Origin of the sequence: Streptococcus sp. TATVAM-FAB8, assembly GCF_046592795.1 — a bacterium.
In the GTDB taxonomy this organism is placed as follows: Bacteria; Bacillota; Bacilli; order Lactobacillales; family Streptococcaceae; genus Streptococcus; species Streptococcus ruminicola.
On sequence record NZ_JAWVPQ010000003.1, the window covers coordinates 1 to 24,123 of the forward strand.

The window sequence follows — 24,123 nt, forward strand, 5'->3', positions numbered from 1 at the left end:
ATATTCAACGTTTTTACTCCTTGATTAAAAAAATACTATAATGATACAAAATCAGTTAAGGAGTCAAAAATATGAAATTGTTTTTTACAAATAAGGTATATCACTTCCTAACAGTTTCTCGATTTTTAAACACTATTGGTTCATCACTATATAATATTGTTTTCGTCATCTATGCTGCCACTGTTTTTCATTCAAAAATTATGGTAGGAGTAGCTAATGTAACAATGGTTATACCAACATTCTTTACTATTTTAGTTGGCATAAAGGCTGATCAAACTCAATTCAAAAAGAAATGGATTGTTATCACAGGTTTTACTCAAGCAGCTATTTTTACAAGCTTGGCTTTTATAATTTCCAAGCATTGTTTACTTGCCTTTTCTTTTATTTGCCTTTTTAATATCCTTAGCGATATGTTAAGCGATTTTTCAAATGGTCTTCGAATGCCTATTATTCAAAAGTACGTTAACAAGAAAGATTTAATCGAAGCCTATTCTTTCACGCAATTCATTTCTTATATTTGCAACTTTTCTGGACAAGCTTTAGGAATTTGGTTATTAACGATTTCTCAACACAACTTTGCGCTTGTCGCAATAATTAATGCACTCTCTTTTATGCTGTCAGCTCTGGTGATATTAATCATCAAAGACGACGCTGATTACGATGTTTTATCAAGCGATAATGAACTATCATTCAAAGAACAATTTTCAAACTTATACCATAATGTTATGTTGATTTTTAACGAAACTAATAGCGCTGATTTTATTCACTTACTCCTAGCAATTCTCTGCTTAAATATGCTCAGTGGCTCACTTAATGCTATTTATAATATTTGGCTACTGTCTGCAAAAATTGGTCACCTATCCTACAGCCAAGCACTACTTCTTATTGAGTTTATCTTAGTTGGCGGTATTTTGATTGGAAGCTTGACACCACACGATTATTTTTCTCAAAAATCAATTAGACAATTGCTAAAATTTAGTGCAGTAATTTTCTTTCTTGTCGGTCTTTCAAATCTTATCCACTTCCCCTTAATTATCGGTATTTTACTACTAGCATTTGCCAGTTATTTAGTCGGAAAAGTTAATCCTAAAATTAATTCTCAATTATTGAGCAATCTTCCAGCCAATACCTTAGCACAAACAAATAGTTTTCTAACTTTTTTGTTCACCTTGTCCCTCCCTGTCGGAACAGTATTATTTAGTAGTTTATCTTCGTGGAATATCACATCTACTTGGATTACATTTCTAACTTTAGCTGTTGCTGTCTTTAAATTGTCAGCTTCTACTAAAACTGTTGCTGATTGAGAATTTTAAAAAAAGAAATCCAAGTTTTCCTTGGATTTCTTTTGGTATTACTTCTCCTATTGTTTCTTCTCAATTGGTGCGACACTGGCTAGTAGTTTTTTAAGTCCAACTTCTGGGAAATTGATTTTTAGTTCTTGAGTTTTGCCTGAGCCTGTAACTGCAAGGACAGTTCCGTCACCCCATTTTCTGTGGTGAGCGATATCTCCAATTTGCCAGTCGACAGCTTCTTTTGAAGCACTAGCTGATTGACCAAAAGGTACTCCTTTGACGGCTTTTGAATATGGCTGCGCTCCACGTGATGTCGGTTGAACTTTCGCTTTGCGAGCTTGAAGAGCTTGTTGGAGGCTCATGCCTTTACCAAAGCTCATTGATTGATCGCTGCTATTGCTATAACGAACACCAAATGAAGAATTAGCAGGTCGAACCAAGCCTTGGTATTGCAATAACTCGTCATCAATTTCACGGATGAAGCGAGATGGACGGTTATAACTTGTCTTACCAAACAAGGTACGTGTATTGGCATTTGTCACAAAGAGCAACTGCTCAGCACGCGTAATACCAACATATGCCAAACGGCGTTCTTCTTCTAATTCATCTTGATCTTCAGCAGCACGTGAAAGTGGGAAGACCCCTTCTTCCATACCAATCAAGAAGACAATTGGAAATTCCAAACCTTTGGCAGCGTGCAAGGTCATCAAAGTCACTTCTGCTGTTTCAGCATCACCATCATCAGTATCTGCAATCAAAGCCAAATCATTCAAGAAACGACTTAGTTTGTCAATACCAGATTCATCTTCTGGGGCATCGTCTTGATTTTCATCAAAGTTTTTCGTAACAGTCAAGAATTCTTCGATATTTTCGATACGTGCTTGACTTTCAAGCGTATTTTGCACACGAAGGGCATCAAGGTAACCAGTCTTATCAAGAACAGCTTCTACCAATTCAGTAACACTGTATTTGTCCAAATCAGCACGAAGATTCATAAGAAGATTAGCCAAATCCCAAACGGCTTGTGCTGCTTTTCCTTTGACACCTGAAAGCATGATGTTAGCTGATGCATCAAGCAAACTCATATTTTGAAGATTAGCAAAGTCACGGATTTTCTCAAGCGTACCAGGACCAACACCGCGTTTTGGTTCGTTGACGATACGTTCATAACTAATGTTATCGGCAGTATTGGCAATAACATTCAAGTATGAAATGACATCACGAATTTCCTTACGGCTGTAGAATTTCGTTCCACCAACCATTGTATATGGAATATTTGATTTCAGCAAAGCTTCTTCAATAGTACGTGATTGGGCGTTAGTACGGTAAAGAACTGCAAAATCTTTAAAGTTTTTCCCTTGTTCACGGACAATATTGTCAATCGTTGAAGCAACGAAAACAGCCTCTTCACGTTCATCACGCGCACGATAGTAAACGATTTGTTCCCCGTCAGCATTTTGTGTCCAAAGTTTTTTCGGACGACGATTGCGGTTGTTATTGATAACGGCATTAGCTGCTTGCAAAATTTTCTTAGTGGAACGATAGTTTTCTTCCAACATAACAACCTTGGCTTCAGGATAATCTTTCTCAAAATCAAGGATATTTTGCATATCAGCACCACGCCAACCATAGATAGATTGGTCGGCATCACCGACGACACAGATATTTTTAAAACGAGATGCCAAGAGTTTAACCAACTGATACTGAGCATGGTTAGTATCTTGATACTCATCTACGTGAATATATTGGTAGCGTTGTTGGTAATAAGCCAAAACATCTGGATTTTGGTCAAACAAACGAAGGGTTAACATGATGAGGTCATCAAAGTCCATGGCTTCGCTTTGACGTAATTCTTCTTGATAAGCCTTATAACATTTAGCAACGATTTGTGTGTACATGTCACCAGCTTGGTTCTCATATGCAACCTCATCAAGCAAATCATTCTTGGCATTTGAAATGGTTCCAAGGATGGCACGTTCATTCCATTTTTTAGGATCAAGGTTGAGGTTCTTTAAAATACGTTTCATGAGCGTACGTTGTTCACCAGGATCCACGATAGTGAAATTGCGGTTATATCCGATGTGATCAGCGTCACGACGCAAAATGCGCACACACATGCTGTGGAAGGTAGCAATCAACGTATCAGCCGTTGCTGGATTCAAGGCCATAGCACGTTCACGCATTTCACGCGCAGCTTTATTGGTGAAGGTAATCGCTAAGATATTCCACGGGTTTACAAATTTTTCATCAATCAAATAGGCAATGCGGTGTGTTAACACGCGAGTCTTCCCAGAGCCCGCACCTGCCATAATCAAAAGCGGACCTTCTGTCGTTTTAACAGCTTCAGCCTGCTTATCATTCATACCATTTAATAAAGGATTCATCGTATAAAAGACCACGGAGGTTCTGCCATCAGCTCCTATCAGCCATGAAAACCATCCGAGATTTATTCCTCTCTATATTAATTATTTCATTAAAATCAATGCTTTTCTATTGTACCATTTTTTAAAGAAATAATGTTGGCTGGTTTCACTTTGTTTGACAAATCTTCAAGAAATAAGAATGAATGCTGTCACTCTCATCAACTTCAGGATGAAAAGAAAGTCCGATTTGATTGCGATAACGAGCAGCGACGATTTTGCCCTGATGTTTTGACAAAATCTCAACTTCATCTTCTACCTCACTAATGTATGGTGCTCTGATAAAAGTCGCTGGAACTTGACCTAAATCCGCAAAATTAAGCAAAGACGTAAAGCTTCCTAACTGTCTGCCGTAGGCATTGCGCTTAACGGTGACTGGCAAAGTTCCTAAATAACGCTTTGCTTGATTTTCTACATTTTCAGCTAGTAATATCAAGCCAGCGCAGGTCGCAAGAACTGGCAAACCCTGCTGAATCCTTTCTTGCAAAGGTTCTAAAAGCTCTAAATCAGCCAACAATTTTCCTTGAACCGTTGATTCACCACCTGGAAGCACCAAACCGTCTAGTGGATTTTCCAAATCTTTTAGCTGCCGAATCTCCATTGTCTGTGCACCTAATGAGGCTAACTTTGCTTTATGCTCTGCAAAATCCCCTTGCAGGGCAAGCACTCCAATTAAAACCATATCAACCTCCTAAATCCCACGTTCAGCCATAAGCAATTGAATTTCTTCTTCGTTAATGCCGACCATGGCTTCGCCGAGATTTTCTGATAACTTGGCAAGTAATTTCTTATCTTGATAATTTGTCACAGCTTGAACAATAGCACGCGCACGTTTTTCAGGGTCACCTGATTTGAAAATTCCAGAGCCAACAAAAACACCTTCTGCACCAAGTTGCATCATCAACGCAGCATCTGCTGGCGTAGCCACACCACCCGCCGCAAACAAAACAACTGGTAATTTTCCAGTCTCATGAACTTCTTTGACTAAATCATAAGGAACTTGCAATTCTTTTGCTGCTTGATAGAGTTCATCCTCGCGAAGAGAAGTTAAACGAGCAATTTCACGGTTCATTTGGCGTAAATGACGCACAGCTTGGATAACATCGCCTGTACCAGGTTCCCCTTTTGAACGAATCATGCTAGCTCCTTCAGCAATACGGCGTAGAGCTTCTCCAAGATTCTTAGCTCCACAGACAAAAGGAACATCAAAGCTTGTCTTATCAATATGATAAAGATCATCTGCAGGTGATAGCACTTCACTTTCATCGATGTAGTCAATTTCAATGGCTTCAAGAATTTGGGCTTCTACAAAATGACCAATACGAACTTTTGCCATAACTGGAATAGAAACAGCCTCTTGAATTTCTTGAATCATCTTAGGATCACTCATGCGCGAAACACCACCAGCTGCTCGAATATCTGCTGGAATTCTTTCAAGTGCCATGACGGCACAGGCACCTGCTGCCTCAGCGATTCTCGCTTGTTCTGGTGTTGTGACATCCATGATAACACCACCTTTAAGCATTTGGGCCAATTGTTTGTTGAGTTGATAACGTTGATTTGTCATTAGAAATACCTCATTTACTTTTTTGTTGCTTTTCATTATAATAAAAACTGACATGGTATCAAGCGTCACTTAAAAACTTTTTTATAGGGTCAGATTGGAGATGTTATGCTTACATATTCATTGGATAAAAAAGGTGCTATTCCCCTTTACGAACAACTTTATCGTGCAATCAAAAAAGATATTACCATTGGGATTTTAAAAGCTGGAGAAAAATTACCATCAAAACGTAACCTTGCCAAACACCTTGGTATATCTATCGTTACGGTTGAAACCAGCTATCAACAATTAAAAGCTGAAGGCTACATTTACAGTCAAGCTAAAAAAGGATTCTTCGTTTCAGAAATCAATCCACACCATCCGCCCGTTGAAAAAACCATAAGGTTACTTTCAAATCCAGAAAGCAGGCCAGATGAAGCCAAAACTTATCTACGACTTAGTAATAACCAGACCAATTCCGAAACCTTTCCATTTGCTACGTGGTCAAAAATTGTTCGTCAAGTTCTGAATAACTGCCAAGATGAACTTGTTCACCCCTCACCAAGTAAAGGTGTACTACTACTAAGACAAGCTATTGCTAAACACCTAAACGATTACCGTGGAATGGCTGTCGACCCTCGCCAAATTATCATCGGTGCAGGAACCGAGTATTTGTATACTATTCTCATTCAATTACTTGGGCTTGATAAGACAGTTGCTTTAGAAGAGCCAAGTTATTCAAAAATCCGTAAAATTTATCAGCAATTTCAGGTCAAACAAACCTTCATTGATATGGAAAATGACGGACTTAGTATGTCACAACTAAAAGAAACAGATGCCGATATTGTCCACCTTTCTCCTTCGCACCAATTTCCTACAGGAGCTATTTTATCTATCAGCAAACGTTATGAACTTTTAAGTTGGGCAAATCAAGGCAATCGTTATATCATTGAGGATGATTATGATAGTGAATTTCGTTTTCAAGGGCTACCGATTCCTAGCCTTCAAGAGATTGATAGCCTCGGAAAAGTCATTTATATCAATACTTTTAGCAAAAGCTTGGCTTCAACTTTACGTATTAGTTATATGATTTTGCCACCGCAATTATTGGAACGCTTTGAAAAGCAACTTAGCTTTTACAATAACACTGTCTCAAACTTACAACAATACACCCTTGCTTACTTTATCAACGACGGTTATTTTGAAAAGCATTTAAATCGTATGCGACTTTTTTATCAGAAAAAACGTGACAGTCTGATTCAAAGATTATTAGACAGTCCTCTCAAAAATCACATCAGCATTCACGATGAAGAATCTGGTTTGCATTTTATCATGACCATTAAAAGTGACCTAGCAGAAGATGACATTTGTAGGCAAGCTCTAGCAAATGGCTTACAAATGACAGCTATTTCTCACTATTATCAAGGGGAAAACAAGCACTTTGACAAGTCTTTCATCGTTAATTATGCTAATATTTCTAATCAAGATATCGAAAAGATCATTAATATTTTATCGCAAATCATTCTTTGATTTTTTTGTAATTTATATTTTTTCCAAACAATTCAAAAAATACTATTGACAAAGTTCGGTTTTTGCTTTAATATAGTATTCAAATCAAATAGCAAACCGAATGATGTCATTCAGGAGAAGAAAGCTTGCCTTTCGCCGAAGGAGTTACGCTCTCAGGTGTCATAGACAGGACTGGGTGATGGACGGACTTCTGGAGAGACCTAGTCATTTTTTAAATGACACTAGTGACCTTTCGTTAGTATGTTTTTAAGGACTGAGTATTGTAATACTAACATGAAAGAACTAGATAGGCGCCGAAGGGGCAAGGCTAGACACACATCTAGCTCAAACTCTCAGGCAAAAGGACAGAAGATAAGAATCGATTAACAGGTAAGGTGTATTATCTTTGTCAGTCTTCTTATCACTTTTCAGGAGTTATCACTACGATAACTCCTTTTTTCTATTCTAACTGGCATCATAGGACGCTATGTTTTATAGGAGACTTATTCGTATATGCTAAACTTTTTTACAATGCTAGATGATATTGTCTGGGGTGCCCCACTGCTTATTCTCTTGGTGGGAACAGGGATTTATTTAACTGTTCGTCTTGGCTTACTCCAGGTTTTAAAATTACCTAAAGCCTTTAAATTAATTTTCGCTGACGATAAAGGTCAAGGGGATATTTCTAGTTTTGCTGCTCTTGCTACTGCTCTTGCAGCAACAGTAGGTACTGGTAACATCGTTGGTGTGGCAACAGCTATCAAAGCTGGTGGTCCTGGAGCCCTCTTTTGGATGTGGATTGCTGCTTTCTTTGGAATGGCAACAAAATACTCTGAAGGACTTCTTGCCATCAAATACCGCACACGCGATGATAACAGCGAAGTTTCTGGTGGACCAATGTACTATATCCTAAATGGTATGGGCAAACGCTGGAAACCACTTGCAATCTTCTTTGCTGTCGCTGGTATCCTTGTTGCTTACTTTGGTATTGGTACTTTCTCACAAGTTAACTCAATTACTTCATCACTTGAAAATTCATTTGGCTTAGCGCCACAGATTGTAAGTATTGTTGTTGCTGTAATTGTTGCCATCATTATCTTCGGTGGAATCAAATCAATTTCAAAAGTTGCTGAGAAAGTTGTTCCTTTCATGGCGATTATCTACATCCTTGCAACTTTAGCTGTCATCTTTACAAACTTTGATCAAATTCTTCCAGCATTTGGTCAAATCTTCACTGGTGCATTTACTGGTACAGCTGCTGTCGGTGGTTTTGCTGGTGCCGTTGTTAAAGAAGCCATCCAAAAAGGTATCGCGCGTGGGGTCTTCTCAAATGAATCTGGTCTAGGTTCAGCTCCAATAGCTGCTGCCGCTGCAAAAACAGAAGAACCTGTTGAACAAGGGCTTATCTCAATGACTGGTACTTTCATTGATACGATTATCATTTGTACTTTGACTGGTCTTTCAATCATCGTTACTGAGAAATGGACTGTAGCTGGTCTAGAAGGTGCCCCTCTGACTCAAGCAGCATTCTCATCTCTCTTTGGAACTCCTGGTGCTCTTGCTCTGACTTTCTGTCTTGTTCTCTTTGCCTTTACGACAATTCTTGGTTGGTCATACTACGGTGAAAGATGTTTCGAATTCCTTTTCGGAACAAAACATATCAAACTTTACCGCGTTATTTTTGTCATCATGGTTGCTCTTGGTGGATTCTTAAAACTTGAGCTTATCTGGATTATTGCTGATATCGTTAATGGCCTCATGGCTCTACCAAACCTTATTGCTCTGCTTGCTCTGTCACCAGTTATTATCCGTGAAACAAAAAACTATTTTGCTCGCATGAAATAAAGCAAACACTCCTGAACGATTTCAGGAGTGTTTTTTAATGTGATTCTAGGTATTGTTCAATCACTTGAAAAACACCTGATTTAGCATTCGATGGTGCTATAAAGTTTGCAGCTGCTTTCACTGTCTTGCTAGCATTTTCCATGGCATAAGAATATTTCGCTAAGCGTAACATAGAGATATCGTTATCACCGTCTCCAAATGTCATGACCTGATCAGTTGAAATGCCTTTTAAGGCCATCAGCTCTTTTATCCCTAGTGCCTTATCAACACCAGGCAAAACCACATCAATAGCCCCAAATCCACTTGCCACTGGTACTAAATCAGGAAATTCTTTTCTAAAATCCTGACTAACACTTTCAAACAAAGCCATTGGGAGCTGCATGGTGATTTTATTAATCTTTTCATGTGGCAAGTCAAGCATATTATCAAGTAAAATCACATTTGGAAAGCTGGCATTGTAATACTTCAGACGTTCTGCATTACCAAGATTCTGGCAGGTGTAAGCTCCTTTGGTCATATAAGAATGCTCAGGTGAAGAAATCACGATATGATAGTCATCAAAATGATTCTCATAGTATTGTAAAAAGTGCTGCAATTGCTGCGCGCTTAGATTTTTCAGGTAAATCGTCTCGTCCTTAACAAGCAAATGACTACCATTACCAACAACATAGGCTAGCCGATTTGCCAAATTTCCAAAAACAATCTTCATTCGTGAGATTTGATTACCAGTCGCCACGACAAATAGAATTCCTCTTTTATCCAGCTCATCCAATAGCTGCTCAAAACGCTTGGCATCAAATTGACCTTTTTCATCTAAGAATGTTCCATCCATATCCACTGCTATGAGTTTTATCATCTTTTTCACCATTTTAATTTTTTCTAATACCATGATAGCAGTTTCAAAAAACTTTAGCAAAAGTACGACGTAAAAAAAGGAAGTATAAATACTTCCTTTTCATTTTAAATATCTGTCACTTTAACAAATGAATTGCCTAAACCATTGATATCACCTGATTGGGTACTTTGTTCTCTCCAAAGCCATTCGATAGGATACCAACCGTTGTTTGCTGCATTATATGGGTCATAAACGTAAGTATTTCCATTTGAATACCCTTTAAGAACAATTTCGTGACTTGTTCCAAAGCCCCAAGGTGAGAACTTATCTTGTTGAACAGCAGCCAGAACGTGGTGTCCTTCTTTTAATGTCTCTGACAATTGTGATGAGCTATGAATTACCGTTGCTGTCATTCCCCAATGTTGCGCTGCAATCACGACACCTCGTCCAGTTGTTCCAGCATCACCACGATTGAATTCGACTGTATTGTTGTAAAGATAAGCACAGACAGTTGTCGGCAAAATTTCCGTTCCTGTTAGTGAAGAAACAACCATAGCTACACTAGTTGGGGCACAAGCTGTTGAAGCCATTCTATAGCCTCCAAAAGTAATATTTGCCCAGCGTCCATCACGCTGATTGTAATAAGGTGTATTGAAGTTCGTACGTTTGACTGTAAATTCTGTTGATGTCAAGAAATACATTTGTCCGTTATCAGATTGGTAAACATGAATGTGATAAGTTCCTGTCCCAGAGTGATTAGCTACATTAATTAGTCCTGTGGCATTTGACCCTGATGTTGTCGCATCATACCATCTGATGTCATCTTGATCATTCACATCAGACCAAACGGCATATTTTACAGTACCATTTGAGTAAACACCAGAAATATTAACACCGTAAACACCAGTTCCTTTATAAGTCGTTGAAACACTAGTGGTTATTTCCTTGTTATTAAAAGCATATTGACCAAGGTTATAACCAACAGTTTCACCATCTTTGGTCTTAACATAAACATGGACCGTATAGTCTGCAGAAATGTTATGATGATATTTTTCGTCAACCGTAATAATGACTTTTCCGTTTGAAACGTTTGAACTTGTATACCAATGAAGATTTTTCTGTGCAGAATCAGACCAAGCAGCCACTGTAACACTAGAAATGTCTTTTGAAGACTCTGTTTCCGCAATCACAACTCCTAAGCTACCTTTTGAAGCATCGTAATTTTGAACAACTACTGTTGGTTTTGTTAGTGACTCATTAAAAATTAAATCAACACCGTCTGAGCCTGAAAGGCATGTAAAGGAATGAGTGACTTCATTTGTACCATAAACATGAACATTGTAATGTCCAGACTCAAACTTATGATTTTTAGCGTAGAAAGTGTAGACATAAGAGCCATCTTCTTGCTTAGTAGCATGATACCATTTCATATCATCTTGACCATTTTTACTTGTCCAAGTTGGTAATTGAATATCATGAACATAAACTGGAACATCTGTCACCGTTACTTTTGCAGAATAGTCTGTTAACTTTTCAATTTGAACCCTTACTTCTGGTTTTGTCACGTTAATACTTGTTGCACTGATACATACCATTTTTCCCTTAACAACAGCATAGGTGTGAATAAGATATGTCCCATAATCGCCAGTATACTTAGCCGTTAGTTGACCGTTGGTTGGAACTTTGTACCAAATTAAGTCATCTTGATCATTGTTGGCTGACCAAACGGCATGGTAAACGGTCAAATCTGAGCTAACATCGCTTGGCATGCTGATTTGAATACCGTTAGTCGTTAAAGTTGGCTGAACATGAACATCACTGAAATGGTAATCAGCTTCTATGCTTGTTCCTGTTAGACAAGTTAGAGAATTCGTAACTGCATTCGTTCCATAGACATGAACATTGTATTTACCACCTTCTAGATTGTGTTCAGCAATACTGAAGATTCTTGTAAAGGTGCCATCGGCGTTCTTAGTAGTGCTATACCACTGGATGTCATCCTGACCGCCTTTTTCTGTCCAAGTTGGTAGTTGAATACTAGTGATGTATATTGGGGTATCACTAACTGTCACTTTGTAACTTGTCTCATTAATTTTAGTGATTGTCACTTTAGCACTTGGTTTTGGAACATCAATACTTGTCGCACTGATACATACCATTTTTCCCTTAACAACAGCATAGGTGTGAATAAGATATGTCCCATAATCGCCAGTATACTTAGCTGTCAGTTGACCATTAGCCGGAACTTTGTACCAAATCAAATCGTCTTGATCATTTTTGGCTGACCAAACCGCATGGTAAACGGTCATATCTGAGCTAACATCACTTGGCATGCTAATTTGAATACCATTTGCTGTCAAAATTGGTTGAACATGAACATCACTGAAATGGTAATCAGATTGGAAACTTGTGCCTGTTAAACAAGTCAATGAATTCGTAACTGCATTCGTTCCATAGACATGAACATTGTATTTACCACCTTCTAGATTGTGTTCAGCAATACTGAAGATTCTTGTAAAGGTGCCATCGGCGTTCTTAGTAGTGCTATACCACTGAATATCATCTTGTCCACCTTTTTCTGTCCATGTTGGTAGTTGAATACTAGTGATGTAAGCTGGGATATCACTGATAGTCACTTTGTAAGTTGTGCCATCAACCTTTGTGATTGTGACCTTAGCACTTGGTTTTGGCACATCAATGGTACGACCATTTAAACCAATCATTTGACCATTGATATTTTGATAAGTATGGATATTGTATTTTCCGTATGAACCAGTGTATTTGGCTACGACGTGTCCATTATTATCAGCTGTGTACCAAATAAGGTCATCTTGACCATTGACCTCAGACCAAACCGCAAACATGATTTTAGCACCTGCTGGAATGGTCTGGTTGTACTGAATATCAAAACCTTTGTTCGTTAAGGTAGCACTGGTTACTTCGTCTGTAGCGTTTCCTGTTGCTCTGCGTTCAGCAACAAGTTTTTGATTGTCATTAGCAGTAATTTCAGGCTTAACGTTTTGTGATTCATCCGTAAGCTGACTGTTAGCATTAGCATCACTGTTAGCATTAGCATCAACGATTGACTCAGTTTGATTTTCAGAAAGATTGTCAACCTGCTCAGACTCAGCACCAGTGGAATTACTGTCATCAGTAACTGCTGCTTCTTTGTCGTCATTTACTTCAGTTTGCTCAGTAGTTGTCGTACTTTGTTCATCACTAATTGAACTAGATGCTGGCTCAGAATTAAGATTGTTAGCCCTATCATTTTCTGGCAAATCACTAGTTTCTTCAGACAAAACAGCATCAGCCTGATAATTTTCACTATTGACATCAGCTAACACGCTATTAACAGTGGCGCTCGTACTTGCTTGCACTTCATCAGCGCAAACACCACCAGCTCCAATAGCCGTCAGCAAGACACCTGATAACAAAAGTGTTCCAATAACACCGTAGGCTTTTGATTTTTTTATTGTTCCGTGACCTTTAACTCTCATAATAATCTCCAATAAACTTTTTAATCTTTAAGTTTATTCTATCACTTTTTATGAAAAAGCGCTTTCTTATTTTCCGTTTATTTCAAAAAATCCCCGCTAAAAGAGCGAGGAATTTATTTATCAGTTTTAATCTTCACTTGCTTCATCAATGGCTTTTTGGCCATTTGTTGAAAGAACTTCTTTATACCAGTAGAAACTGTCTTTTGGTGTGCGATTTAGGGTTCCATTGCCTTCATCATCCATATCAACGTAGATGAAACCATAACGTTTACGCATTTCACCTGTACCTGCTGAGACGATATCGATACAACCCCACGTAGTGTAACCAATAAGGTCGACACCGTTGTCAATAGCATTTGCCATGGCATTAATGTGCGCACGGTGGTAATCAATGCGATAATCATCGTGAATTGAGCCATCTTCTTCAACAGTATCAAAGGCTCCAAGACCATTTTCAACAACCATCAATGGGATTTCATAACGGTCATAGATTTTTTCAAGATAATATTGAAGTCCCATTGGATCATGCGCCCAACCCCAATCAGAATAAGTCAAGTATGGATTTTTAGCACCTGCTGAGAAGTTACCTGAAACTTGCTCACCACCAGTATGAGTAGTCACATTATTTGACATATAATATGAGAAAGTATGCATATCAACCGTACCACGTTTCAAATCTTCAAGATCTTCTTCAGTGATATCAAGTTCAACATTATGCTCTTTCCAAAGACGTTTGGCATAAGTACCGTATTTTCCTTTTGCTTGCACATCACCACAGTAGTAAATGCCTGATTGCCATTTGTGTTCATTAGCAAGGATATCTGCTGGATCACATGTGCCAGGATAAAATGTAATACCACAAATCATATTTCCAATCATGAAATCAGGATTGATAGCATGCCCAATTTGAACAGCTTTAGCTGATGCTACAAATTGATGGTGAAGAATTTGATAACCTTCTTGATAGTCAGCATCACTGGCTTTTGAGCCAAACATATCAAGGAACATGGTTGTATTATTGATTTCATTGAAAGTCAACCAGTATTTAACCAAGTCTTTGTATTCGTTAAAAATAACCTCACAATAACGGACATAAAAATCAATCAGCTTACGATTTTTCCAACCGCCATAATTTTCTTCAAGTGCTAATGGCGTATCAAAATGCCAAATTGAAACCAAAGGTTCAATATTGTATTTACGGCATTCTTCAAAGACTGAACGGTAGAAATCAAGCCCTGCTTGGTTAGGTTCTTTGTCATCACCATTTGGGAAAATACGAGCCCAAGAAATTGACAAACGAAAAACAGAGTAACCCATTTCAGCAAACAACTTGATGTCTTCTTTGTAACGGTGATAAAAATCAACAGCCACATGGTTTGGATAATGCTCTGTATCGAGCACGGCGTATTTAGCGCCTTCAGGAATCTTACCATTATGCCCCATAGCTGGCGCTTTACCAGGGTTACCATCTTTGTCGATATAAGTCATGTAACGTGGCGCATTTACTGACCCACCAGTTGTCACATCAGTTGCAACAAGTCCTCGACCATCTTCGTTATAAGCACCTTCGGCTTGGTTAGCAGCAATTGCTCCGCCCCAAAGGAAGTTTTTTGGAAATGCTTTTGTCATATATCTTTTCCCTCTTTCAATTAAGTACAATAATAGTATACCGTTATTTGAAAGCGCAATCTTGCATTATTATCTTGGAAAATGATACTATCCCACTACAAATACGCTGACAAAATCTCAGACACCACACGATAACCATCGACATTAAGGTGAAGGCCATCAACTGTACGATTTAGTGGCAACTCACCACTTTCATCGCACAAAGCACCATGAAGATTAAGGTATGTCACACCATCTCCTGACAAGTCAGACAACAAAGCATTTAATCGATTGATACTATCATTATTACGATGACTTGGTGTGCGAACGAATCTTGGTGACTCATTCATTGGAAAAACAGAAAGCAAAATAATCTGAGTTTCAGGCAACTTTTGTTGAATAGTAGCTATGATAGTCTCAATCGTTTCACGCACTTCTTCTGGCTGTCTGGTCTTTAAATCATTAACCCCAATCAAGAGAACAACTTTACTTGGTTTCAAATCTAAAACTTGTGTATTCAGATGTTCTAAAAGCTGCAAACTGTTGATGCCATGAACACCGCGGTTATAAAGCGGTAAATCCGACGTCAGCATTTCATGAATGGGAAAATACTCAGTGATAGAATCTCCAGCAAAGACAACATTTGGCTGTTTTACCAGTTGATTCAAAGCGTCGTATTTTTCCCACAACTGTGCTTGTTGGTCAGCTAAGATTTGCTTACGAAATTCTGTCACATCAGCTTTGTGATATAGTTCTTGAAAATCAGTCATTTTTTCTCCTTTTTGACTATTCTATCACAAATCTGACTCATTCAAGAAATGACGAGCAAGAACTTGCAAAACACCATTTTCTTGATTTGACGGAGCTTGATAGTTGGCTACGTTTTTAATTTCCTGCGGAGCATTTGCCATCGCAAAAGAATATTTAGCCAGTTTTAACATCTCAATATCATTGCCACCGTCACCAAAAACCATCAGATTTTCAGGACCATAACCCCAGTGATTGAGCAAGAAATCAAGGCCAGTTCCTTTATGCACATGCGATGGAATGACATCAATACAACCAAAACCACTAGAGGTTGCCGTTAGTTGATAATCCGCAAATAAAGTGTTAATTTCATCTCTCACTTGGAAGGTCAATTCATCACGAACCAGTAAAGTGACTTTAAAATAATCATCCTCAGGAATTGGATGTAGATTATCAACGTATTTTAAAACAGGCAAATAATAGCTAAGCAAATCCTTGATTTTTTTCGGTGTCGACATTGGCAAGTATGACGATGCCTTTCCTGCCAAGTTAATCACCGTATCTGGATAATGTTTTTCGATATAATTAACCAAAGCAGAGATGGCTTCTACTGTTTCAAATTCTTCCTGCAAAGTTCGACCATTTTCAATGATGTGACCGCCATTTTCAGCCACAAAAGACATTAAATGTTTGTGTTTAGGAAATTGTTGGATAATCTGACGATACTGGTTACCGCTTGCCACCACAAATTTGATGCCTTCTGCCATAAAACGATCAAACAAACGATCAAATAAAACCTTGTCATAAGTCTTTTTATCTGTTAAAAAGGTTCCGTCCATATCAGTTGCAATTACTTTTACTGTCATAACACCCTCCTTGTCCCCCATTATACGCTAGCTTTCTGAAAAAAGCTTTGAGTATATTCAGAAAAAATGATACTATGACACGAAAAAAGATGATTTAGTTTAAAAATCATCTTTCCATAAATATTTTAAAAATCCACTTGATCAGGATTAGGTGCACTAGACTCAACTTTTAAATTCGTTAATTTATCCATATCTTCATCTGAAATAGTCACACCAAAAGCATCAAAATTACTCTCAATTCTTTTAGGAGTTACCGATTTTGGTAATGGAAGAAATCCTTGTTGAAGACTCCAAGTTAAAACCAACTTAGCAACTGATGTCTGATATTTTTCAGCCAATTCTTTTAAGAATGGGTGATTAAAAACATCCCCTTGACCAAATGGACTCCAAGCTTCAATTAAAATGTCATTTTGATTGCAAAAATCAACTACTTCTTTTTGATAAATTCCCGGTGAAAGTCTAATTTGATTAACGCTTGGTTTAATCCTTGCTGTTTTCAAAAGGGCTTCTAAGTGATGTGGTAAGAAATTGCTGACACCTATGCTGCGAATTTTTCCTGCTGCTACTGCCTCTTCCATTGCTTTCCAAATCGAACGATTTCTTTCTTCCCAGTTTTCCCTGAAAGCAAGCGGATTTGGCCAATGAATTAAGTACAAATCAACAAAGTCAAGGCCTAACTTTTCTAATGAAGTATCAATAGCTTCCCTAGCTTCTTGATAGTTCCTAACATTATTCCAAAGTTTTGTGGTTACAAAAATCTCTTTTCTATCAATGCCACTATCTCTTATAGCCTGACCAACGCTTTCCTCGTTTCCGTAAATTGCTGCTGTATCAATATGACGGTAACCAACTTTCAACGCAGTCTTTACAGCTTGATAGGCCTCTTCTCCATTTTTAGATTGCCAAGTTCCAAAACCAAGTTTTGGAATAAGGTTTCCATCATTTAAAAGATAATTTTCCATTATGTACTCTCCCATATTCTTTTTCAATAGTTAAACTTTAATTATTACCTCATACGAATTTCCCAGACTGTATTCTCAGCCTTACAAGCATACAGAATTCCTTGAGCGACATCATCTGCTGTCTCCCAATGTGCTGCTTCTACACTTTCTTTCGTTCTTCCATAACCAACTTCAAATTCAGTCTTTGTAGCACTTGGACAAACAACACAAGTTTTAATTCCTTGTGAGCGTAATTCTTTATCAATCGCTTGTGATAATCCGCGCTGAGCAAATTTTGTCATCGTATAAATTGTTTCATCTTCATGACCAACATGACCAGTTACAGAAGATACGAAAATAATTTTACCTTGACGTTTTTTCAGCATTTCGATAGCTGCATATTTTGAAAAAATAAATGATGAAAAAACGTTAGTATCCATTATTTCGTAATAGTCATCACTAGTTGATTCAACCAAAGGAATTAATTTACCAATACCGGCATTGTTAACTAAAATATCAATCCTTCCAAAGGTTTCAATTGCTAATGAAACTGTTTGAATAGCTGTCTTTTCTTGGCAAACATCACCAACGTAATAGACAACCTTACTTCCCATTGCTTCACATTTTTCTTTCACTTCTTTTAGCCGTTCTTCACGTCTAGCTGTCAATACTAAGTGACAACCTTCAGATGCTAATGCGTAAGCTGTTGCGCGGCCAATTCCTGAACTTGCGCCAGTAATAATAGCAACTTGTCCTTTTAATTTAGTCATATCAATTCTCCACATCATTTTCAATTGTTTTTAAAAGCTTCGCTGGGACCCCTGCAACTACATAATTATCTGGAACATTTTTTGTAACCACAGCACCTGCTGCCACTACAACATTATTTCCAATAGTTACACCTGGCAAAATCGTAACATTTCCACCAATCCAAACATCATTACCAATAATTACTGGCTTGGCAATACCAAGATTGTCACGTCTACCTTGTGGGGTTAGTGGATGATTGACCGTAGTAATCATAGTATTTGGACCAATCATAACGTGATGACCAATACGAACTTCTGCCACATCTAAAATAATGCCATTATAATTCATCAAAAAATGCTCACCAACATGGATATTTTTTCCATTATCACAATTAAAATTTGGAAAAACCGAAACATCCTCACCAACTGATCCAAATAAATCTTTTATTGCAGCTGTTCTTTTTTCTACGTCTAAAATATCGATAGCATTTAAAACTTGACATTTTCGTAAAGCTTCTTTTTTGATTTTTTCAATATCTGGATCCGTAAAACAATAAGGTAAACCAGCCTCTAATTTTTCAAGTTCTGTCATCTATGACTCCTTTCGAATGAATAGCATCAGTGAGGTGATTTGCACGGTAATCAAGTGGTTTTTCACCAGTCACTTTTTTAAATATTTTTGTGAAATAGCTCTGCGAACTGAAAGCAAGTGTTTCTGATATTTCCAGTAATGAATAATCAGATTCTAACAACATGTTCTTTGCAACTGAAATTTTTTGAGTTTGAATATAAGACTTAACAGACTGATTCATTCGTTCTTTAAACAATTTTGAAATATAATTACTTGAATAACCAGTATGCTTAGCCAAATCAGATAAATGAATCACCTCATGTAAGTGCAACTCTATGTATTCTATGCAGCGTAAAATAGGTAAAGCTTTAGCTTGATCAAGCTTACTTTGCCTGACAAGTTTTGTGAAAGTCGTAAACATTTCAACTTGTAATTCAAAAATATCTGGCACATTATCAATCTTATCAACTTTTTGAATGTAAAGGTCACTGGTATTAAAAGCAACTTCTTCATCCAGTCCACCTTGGATAGCAAAGCGCGTGGCGAGCGTAACAGAAGCAACAAAAAGATATTGGTAATTTCTAACGGGATTTTCTGATAACTGACCTGTCAAATTTGACTGGAACATTTGTTTAGTAGCCGTTAAAGCATTTTCTAAATCACCATTTTTAAGATAAATATATTGTCTCAATTCTTCATCATAACGATGATGACGTTTCTGGCTCTCACGGTTTAAAAAAGCCTGATAATCTATCTCTTTTCGAGTAATCGCGTTTGACACTTCGTCACCTCCTCTTTATTCATTTCTCAATTGAATTGTACTAAAAAATTATTTTTTTTGTACACTAATCATGCTCTATTTCGTAGATTAGATTGAATTATTACCAAATTCTAGTGAAAACTACCAAAAAGAACCAGTAAGATTTCTTATAATATACACATAAAATCTAATTATTCTATCCAACCTAAATAGTATTAAAAAATCTTGATTATTTTACCCAAGACAAAAAAAGAACGGGTAAACCCGCTCTTAATTTTTATTAAGCTTCAACGCCTTCTTCTTTGAGAAGTTTCAAATCGTACATTTTAAGGAATGGGAACCAAACAAAGAATGCTGCTAGGGCACAGACAAGAGCTGTGATAACGGCACCGATGTTACCACCAGTTCCGATGTAAGCACCAAGACCGATTGGAGTTGGCCATGGAGTTTGGATGATTGATACTGCGGCAAAGCCAAGTTTGATTGACCAGTATGCGATTGAAGCACATACGATTGGTGCGATAATGAATGGAAGGGCAAGGATTGGGTTGTAAACAACAGGAAGACCAAAGATCAATGGTTCGTTGATGTTGAAGATTGCAGGACCCATAGCTGCACGACCAAGCATTTTAAGTTGTGATGATTTAGCTGCTACTGCAAGCCATACACAAGCAAGAAGCATTGCACCAGAACCACCCATGATAACGTATGAGTTAGAGAATTCACCGGCAAAGGCAATGTGAGCTCCGTCAACGTTTTCTGCCATGTTTGACAAAAGGATTGGGTTAACAAGACCCATGACGATGTTAGCACCGTGGATACCAACAATCCACAAAGCGTGAACAAGAAGGTAAATAACCACAATACCAAGCCAAGAGTTTGCGATGTGACGAACGAAACCAAATGGAATAGCAACGACGTTGTAGATATCAGTACCAAGTGCGATAAGCACACCATCGATAACAAGGACAACAAGAGCTACGAAAGCACATGGAATCAAAGCTGAGAATGAGCGAGAAACACCTGATGGTACAGCTTCTGGCATTTTAACAACCCAGTTGCGTTTGATACATACACGGTAAAGTTGAACAGCAAGGATAGACATTAAGATTGCTGTAAACATACCAGATGTTGACAAACGAGCCAAGCTGTTTCCACCAACAGTCCAACCATTGATTGTAGCACCTTTGACATTCAAGTAGTCAAATGCACCATTTTTAACAAGCAATTCTGGAATTGTCAAGAAGAATGCAAATACTGAAAGTAGAGCACCATATACTGGGTCAACGTTCAAATCTTCTTCGTCAGCAAAGATTTTTGTATACTCATAACCAATAACAATGGCAAAGTAGAGAGACAAGATACCCATTGTACAGTTGTAAGCTTGCAAGTAAAGAGGTGCAATTTTATCAACTGAGTTTGCCCAAATTGATGTTAAGGCAGGAATTGGAAAGGCTTGTGGGATAATGCTCAAGACAAGGAACATAGATCCGACGATAGTAAACGGAATACTTGCCATACCAGCGGCAACAATTGCACGAACAGGACGCCAAGCAGATACCTTAGCCATCGGCCCCATCAAGTACTTTTCTAAAAATTCAAACATTTTCTTCTCCTCCTAAAAACTGTTGAATGTTTGTTGTTAACTAATTGATTGATGCCAAATATTTTTGAATGCGATAGTATTGTTTATCTGAATTACGATTGATACGAGCGATTTTTACTAACATCCATGATGAAATCATAATCCCAAGTAAAAGCATCACGATGAGAAAAACTTGAGTCGTACCATTTTCAGATAAGAATGGATAAAAACTGTGATATTGTTTAAATACAGTGGCAATAATTAAAATGATATTTAAAGCAATAATCGTTTGGAAATAAAATTGCGTCTTAACCGCAGGTTTTTGTTCCCTTGAATACATTCGCGATTGTTCCCACATACAAATGGCACCAAAGGCAGCCATAAGAACTGGAATGATAACTAGACCGAAATTACTAGCAGATAAGAACATCAAAATCCAGTAGAGATTGATGAAAAAGAAGAAGGCAACAACATAGCGAATGAGGAAGTAACGTGTGTAATACATGTTTTTAATCCCATTTTCACGTCTTGTAGCATCTAATTCTCTTTTTTCCTTTTCTGTTAAAGCAGCCATAGCTATCTCCTTTCTTGCCTAACTAACCAATTTTTTTGTATAATTCTAACATTTCAAGTCCAACTTCACGAAGTGTCATTGTAGTCATCAAGTGGTCTTGAGCATGAACCATGATGATTTCAACATTAACTTCTTTACCACCTGCATATTCTTGGAGCAAGTGTGTTTGTGATTGATGGGCTTTTAATAATTCGTCATTTGATTCTTTTAACTTTTCTTCTGCTAACGCATAATTTCCTTCGCGCATCGCATCAAATGCTTCATGGACGATTGAACGTGCGTTACCAGAATTTAAGATAATCTCAAATGCTGCAACTTGCAATTCTTCTGAATTCATATAACTCCTACTTCCTCTTTAAATCGTTAAAAATATTTTTTTAAATTCATCAAATGATTGACAAGCTAACATTTGTTCTTGAAGTTTTGGATTATCAACCAAATCAACAATGGCAGATGTCAACTCTGGTAGTCCATCATTATCATGAATTGACATTGACATTAAAAAGATAATTTTGATTGATGGATATTGTTCATCCCATTTCACACCATTTTTAACAATCGCTACTGCAAAATGATGTTTGCTACCGACGGCTTTCAAAGGATGAGGTACGGCAATGTTTTTCCCGAATACGATGGAACTCATAGATTCCCGCTGTTTCATCATATTAAGAAGTCGTTCCTCAAATTGCTCATTTTCATTTTGTGAAATGCTCTGAGCTAGTTTTTGCAATACCTCTTCTTTTGAAGCGTCCGATAGTAGAAAGAAATAGTCTTCTGAGAAGTAATCATCAAACACATCGCTTACACTGAGTTCTGATTGACGATCTTCTACATTTGCTAAAGACCTATTCAAATGAGAGATTCCCTGTTTAATATCCTTTAACTCTTCATCATTTAAGAAAACTGAAACCGTAAAGACTGGAATATTGAAAATCAAGTTTGACAAGTCAATAGAAGAAACGATAAAATCAATTCCCTTTAACTTTTCATCGTTGATTTCATAATAACCAATCACATCCGTAATCGAAACCAAGTTCCCGAGCTCGTTTTCAATACGGCTCTTAAGCATTTGAGCACTGCCGTATCCCGTAGCACAGATGACAAGAACATTGTATTTACGTTGTTCTTTGTATCTTTCTTTGGCAGCCATAAAATGCAGAGCAATGTAGGCGATTTCATTTGGTGATAAAGTGTAAGCACTGAAAGTTGGCATATTAGCTACAACACGTTCAGCTAGTTGATACATATCGCGATAATTGGCTTGAATTTCCGCTGTTAAAGGGTTTTCCATAACAACCCTACTTTGCAAGCGAATGAACATTGTTGATAGATGGGCAAGTAACCCCTCAATCAATTGAAAGTCATTCTTAACAGTTGGATTAATTTGGTCAATACTGTCAATCAATTCCTGACGCATTTGCTCTTGCAAAACTTCAGAAATGTGACAAGCACTCCCGTGACCTTTTGAAACCAAGTGGAGAGTAATGTAATCAACTTCTTCTGCTGGAAAATCAATGTGCGTAGATACTGAAACACGTTTTAAGATATTTTCAGCAATTTGACGTTCTGCCAAACCTCTCAGTACCAGTTCATCTTCTGACACCTTGCTAATGCGAAACCCTTCGGTAATGCGACGGATTGCTAAAGCAATGTGGATGACTAGATTTTGAATCACAAAGTCTGATAATTTAAGGCCACCTTCCCGACATTCATCCAGAACAATGATGGTTAACTCCTCAAAAGAAATTTTTTGATTAAGCAACTCATTATCAACGTATGAATGCATGGTGTTAATAAAACCAGAATCAATAAAGTAATCCATGATGAAACGACGTTTATCACGTTCTTGTCCTAAGACGTAAACCCCTTTATTGGCTTTGCTTTCAATTTTCAAATGATAAGGTTTAAATTTTTGTCTTATCTTTTTAAAATCACTAGATAATGTTGATCGACTAACAAACAACTCATCTGCTAAATCATCAAAATAAATTTCATTTTGTTCAAACAAAAGTTTGTTTAACAGATAATTGTAACGATCATTGATATCAGTAATGTTTTGGTAATTATTATGATGGTCATTGATATGATTTTCCTCTAAGAAATCAGCATAAGCATCATCATCTACGATGTCTAACTTGTAGCCGTAACCTTGCTTGGAAATCAAATCAATGCCTGAGTAAAAATCTAATTTTTCAACAAGTGTTTTATAGTAAGTTCTAATTGTTCTATCCGAACATCCTAATTGCGCTGCTAGTTCTTTACTAGTAACGAATTTATCCTTATCTTTAATAAGATATTGAATAATCTGCTTTTCTTTTTTATTTAACACAGAAGAGGACACCTCCAAGTACCATTAGAACTATTATATCACAACGGGCATTAGATGTTTTCTTTTACCAAAGCTGCCATTTTTTCAATACCCATTGGGATTGGAATGTAAGCTTGTGGTGGAATTTGAACGATTGGTTTGTTTGTTTTAGCAGCTGCATCTGCCAATTGTTTAAAGTTCATTTTAGTTTGTGGGCTGACAAGGTACAAATCATATTTATCAGCTTCGATACGTTTTTGTCCTTCTGGAACCCCAACAGCATCCATTTCAATGTCTTCACCTTTTTCTTGAAGATATGTCATTGTTTTTTTAGCAATCATTGATGATGACATACCACCAGCACAGATAATTAAAGCTTGTTTAGCCATAACGTTTAATCTCCTTTGTTTTTTGTTTACACTGATATTATATGAAAACGCCATCATTATGTAAACGCATTCTTTTTCCTATGT

At 37.4% G+C, this 24,123-nt stretch carries 20 protein-coding genes and 1 riboswitch; of the genes, 3 read left to right on the forward strand and 17 right to left on the reverse strand.

All coding sequences use genetic code 11. The features are described from left to right. Positions 1-71 precede the first annotated feature (71 nt). On the forward strand, positions 72-1,304 hold the full coding sequence (locus SFC32_RS02655; protein ID WP_411049891.1) for a transporter: 1,233 nt from the start codon (positions 72-74) through the stop codon (positions 1,302-1,304). A gap of 56 nt (positions 1,305-1,360) precedes the next feature. Here SFC32_RS02655 and pcrA read toward each other — a convergent pair whose 3' ends face one another. The 3 genes from pcrA to pdxS all read right to left on the reverse strand — a co-directional run bounded on the left by pcrA (position 1,361) and on the right by pdxS (position 5,279). Then, positions 1,361-3,676: a DNA helicase PcrA gene (gene pcrA / locus SFC32_RS02660; RefSeq protein ID WP_411049890.1), complete on the reverse strand. Its 2,316-nt coding sequence runs from the start codon at positions 3,674-3,676 to the stop codon at positions 1,361-1,363. A 145-nt stretch (positions 3,677-3,821) separates the two neighbouring features. Then, positions 3,822-4,394: a pyridoxal 5'-phosphate synthase glutaminase subunit PdxT gene (gene pdxT, locus SFC32_RS02665; RefSeq protein WP_411049889.1), complete on the reverse strand. Its 573-nt coding sequence runs from the start codon at positions 4,392-4,394 to the stop codon at positions 3,822-3,824. Positions 4,395-4,403: 9 nt separating this feature from the next. Beyond that, positions 4,404-5,279, reverse strand: a complete 876-nt coding sequence (gene pdxS, locus SFC32_RS02670) for a pyridoxal 5'-phosphate synthase lyase subunit PdxS (protein WP_411049888.1) — start codon at positions 5,277-5,279, stop codon at positions 4,404-4,406. Positions 5,280-5,384: 105 nt separating this feature from the next. On the opposite strand from pdxS, the gene SFC32_RS02675 reads away from it, so the two are divergent. Both SFC32_RS02675 and SFC32_RS02680 read left to right on the forward strand, forming a co-directional pair. Beyond that, entirely contained in the window at positions 5,385-6,785 is a 1,401-nt protein-coding gene (locus SFC32_RS02675) for a PLP-dependent aminotransferase family protein (RefSeq protein ID WP_411049887.1), read from the forward strand. 180 nt (positions 6,786-6,965) lie between these two features. Beyond that, positions 6,966-7,143: riboswitch (glycine riboswitch) on the forward strand. A gap of 134 nt (positions 7,144-7,277) precedes the next feature. Then, a complete protein-coding gene (locus SFC32_RS02680) occupies positions 7,278-8,609 on the forward strand; it encodes an alanine/glycine:cation symporter family protein (protein ID WP_411049886.1) in 1,332 nt (443 codons plus the stop codon). 34 nt (positions 8,610-8,643) lie between these two features. Here SFC32_RS02680 and SFC32_RS02685 read toward each other — a convergent pair whose 3' ends face one another. From SFC32_RS02685 to SFC32_RS02750, 14 genes are all read right to left on the reverse strand, one after another. Continuing rightward, positions 8,644-9,465: a Cof-type HAD-IIB family hydrolase gene (locus SFC32_RS02685; RefSeq protein WP_411216627.1), complete on the reverse strand. Its 822-nt coding sequence runs from the start codon at positions 9,463-9,465 to the stop codon at positions 8,644-8,646. Between the two features lie 104 nt (positions 9,466-9,569). Next, positions 9,570-12,941 (reverse strand): GBS Bsp-like repeat-containing protein, encoded by a 3,372-nt coding sequence (locus tag SFC32_RS02690; RefSeq protein WP_411049884.1) that lies wholly within the window; start codon positions 12,939-12,941, stop codon positions 9,570-9,572. A 126-nt stretch (positions 12,942-13,067) separates the two neighbouring features. Then, the gene (locus tag SFC32_RS02695) at positions 13,068-14,570 is read right to left on the reverse strand and encodes a glycoside hydrolase family 1 protein (RefSeq protein WP_411049883.1); all 1,503 of its coding nucleotides are present in this window, start codon (positions 14,568-14,570) and stop codon (positions 13,068-13,070) included. A 95-nt stretch (positions 14,571-14,665) separates the two neighbouring features. Then, a complete protein-coding gene (locus tag SFC32_RS02700) occupies positions 14,666-15,319 on the reverse strand; it encodes an SGNH/GDSL hydrolase family protein (protein WP_039696820.1) in 654 nt (217 codons plus the stop codon). A 24-nt stretch (positions 15,320-15,343) separates the two neighbouring features. Next, positions 15,344-16,162 carry a Cof-type HAD-IIB family hydrolase gene (locus SFC32_RS02705; RefSeq protein WP_039696819.1) on the reverse strand — a complete coding sequence of 273 codons (819 nt, stop codon included), beginning with the start codon at positions 16,160-16,162 and terminating at the stop codon, positions 15,344-15,346. Positions 16,163-16,287: 125 nt separating this feature from the next. Next, on the reverse strand, positions 16,288-17,124 hold the full coding sequence (locus SFC32_RS02710; protein ID WP_074563801.1) for an aldo/keto reductase: 837 nt from the start codon (positions 17,122-17,124) through the stop codon (positions 16,288-16,290). 44 nt (positions 17,125-17,168) lie between these two features. After that, positions 17,169-17,873 carry an SDR family oxidoreductase gene (locus SFC32_RS02715; RefSeq protein WP_074602066.1) on the reverse strand — a complete coding sequence of 235 codons (705 nt, stop codon included), beginning with the start codon at positions 17,871-17,873 and terminating at the stop codon, positions 17,169-17,171. A gap of 1 nt (position 17,874) precedes the next feature. Further along, the gene (locus tag SFC32_RS02720) at positions 17,875-18,444 is read right to left on the reverse strand and encodes a sugar O-acetyltransferase (RefSeq protein WP_074563804.1); all 570 of its coding nucleotides are present in this window, start codon (positions 18,442-18,444) and stop codon (positions 17,875-17,877) included. Beyond that, positions 18,431-19,204 carry a helix-turn-helix domain-containing protein gene (locus SFC32_RS02725; protein ID WP_039696816.1) on the reverse strand — a complete coding sequence of 258 codons (774 nt, stop codon included), beginning with the start codon at positions 19,202-19,204 and terminating at the stop codon, positions 18,431-18,433. The genes SFC32_RS02720 and SFC32_RS02725 overlap by 14 nt, the downstream gene beginning before the upstream one ends. Positions 19,205-19,463: 259 nt before the next feature. Then, complete coding sequence (celB, locus tag SFC32_RS02730) at positions 19,464-20,789, reverse strand: PTS cellobiose transporter subunit IIC (RefSeq protein WP_411049882.1); 1,326 nt, start codon at positions 20,787-20,789, stop codon at positions 19,464-19,466. A 40-nt stretch (positions 20,790-20,829) separates the two neighbouring features. After that, positions 20,830-21,342 (reverse strand): hypothetical protein, encoded by a 513-nt coding sequence (locus tag SFC32_RS02735; protein WP_411049881.1) that lies wholly within the window; start codon positions 21,340-21,342, stop codon positions 20,830-20,832. A 22-nt stretch (positions 21,343-21,364) separates the two neighbouring features. Then, positions 21,365-21,679 carry a PTS cellobiose transporter subunit IIA gene (locus tag SFC32_RS02740; protein ID WP_020916861.1) on the reverse strand — a complete coding sequence of 105 codons (315 nt, stop codon included), beginning with the start codon at positions 21,677-21,679 and terminating at the stop codon, positions 21,365-21,367. 18 nt (positions 21,680-21,697) lie between these two features. Next, on the reverse strand, positions 21,698-23,671 hold the full coding sequence (locus tag SFC32_RS02745) for a BglG family transcription antiterminator (RefSeq protein WP_074563808.1): 1,974 nt from the start codon (positions 23,669-23,671) through the stop codon (positions 21,698-21,700). Between the two features lie 50 nt (positions 23,672-23,721). Beyond that, a complete protein-coding gene (locus SFC32_RS02750) occupies positions 23,722-24,039 on the reverse strand; it encodes a PTS cellobiose transporter subunit IIB (RefSeq protein ID WP_020916863.1) in 318 nt (105 codons plus the stop codon). Positions 24,040-24,123: the final 84 nt, after the last annotated feature.

What these genes read in the sequence shown, in the direction of transcription:
- pcrA (WP_411049890.1), bottom strand. Translation starts at nt 3,676, where the DNA reads ATGAATCCTTTATTAAATGGTATGAATGATAAGCAGGCTGAAGCTGTT.
- SFC32_RS02690 (WP_411049884.1), bottom strand. Translation starts at nt 12,941, where the DNA reads ATGAGAGTTAAAGGTCACGGAACAATAAAAAAATCAAAAGCCTACGGT.
- SFC32_RS02750 (WP_020916863.1), bottom strand. Translation starts at nt 24,039, where the DNA reads ATGGCTAAACAAGCTTTAATTATCTGTGCTGGTGGTATGTCATCATCA.
- SFC32_RS02735 (WP_411049881.1), bottom strand. Translation starts at nt 21,342, where the DNA reads ATGGCTGCTTTAACAGAAAAGGAAAAAAGAGAATTAGATGCTACAAGA.
- SFC32_RS02675 (WP_411049887.1), top strand. Translation starts at nt 5,385, where the DNA reads ATGCTTACATATTCATTGGATAAAAAAGGTGCTATTCCCCTTTACGAA.
- SFC32_RS02710 (WP_074563801.1), bottom strand. Translation starts at nt 17,124, where the DNA reads ATGGAAAATTATCTTTTAAATGATGGAAACCTTATTCCAAAACTTGGT.
- SFC32_RS02715 (WP_074602066.1), bottom strand. Translation starts at nt 17,873, where the DNA reads ATGACTAAATTAAAAGGACAAGTTGCTATTATTACTGGCGCAAGTTCA.
- SFC32_RS02685 (WP_411216627.1), bottom strand. Translation starts at nt 9,465, where the DNA reads ATGATAAAACTCATAGCAGTGGATATGGATGGAACATTCTTAGATGAA.
- SFC32_RS02680 (WP_411049886.1), top strand. Translation starts at nt 7,278, where the DNA reads ATGCTAAACTTTTTTACAATGCTAGATGATATTGTCTGGGGTGCCCCA.
- SFC32_RS02700 (WP_039696820.1), bottom strand. Translation starts at nt 15,319, where the DNA reads ATGACTGATTTTCAAGAACTATATCACAAAGCTGATGTGACAGAATTT.
- SFC32_RS02655 (WP_411049891.1), top strand. Translation starts at nt 72, where the DNA reads ATGAAATTGTTTTTTACAAATAAGGTATATCACTTCCTAACAGTTTCT.
- SFC32_RS02695 (WP_411049883.1), bottom strand. Translation starts at nt 14,570, where the DNA reads ATGACAAAAGCATTTCCAAAAAACTTCCTTTGGGGCGGAGCAATTGCT.
- pdxT (WP_411049889.1), bottom strand. Translation starts at nt 4,394, where the DNA reads ATGGTTTTAATTGGAGTGCTTGCCCTGCAAGGGGATTTTGCAGAGCAT.
- SFC32_RS02705 (WP_039696819.1), bottom strand. Translation starts at nt 16,162, where the DNA reads ATGACAGTAAAAGTAATTGCAACTGATATGGACGGAACCTTTTTAACA.
- celB (WP_411049882.1), bottom strand. Translation starts at nt 20,789, where the DNA reads ATGTTTGAATTTTTAGAAAAGTACTTGATGGGGCCGATGGCTAAGGTA.
- SFC32_RS02720 (WP_074563804.1), bottom strand. Translation starts at nt 18,444, where the DNA reads ATGACAGAACTTGAAAAATTAGAGGCTGGTTTACCTTATTGTTTTACG.
- pdxS (WP_411049888.1), bottom strand. Translation starts at nt 5,279, where the DNA reads ATGACAAATCAACGTTATCAACTCAACAAACAATTGGCCCAAATGCTT.
- SFC32_RS02740 (WP_020916861.1), bottom strand. Translation starts at nt 21,679, where the DNA reads ATGAATTCAGAAGAATTGCAAGTTGCAGCATTTGAGATTATCTTAAAT.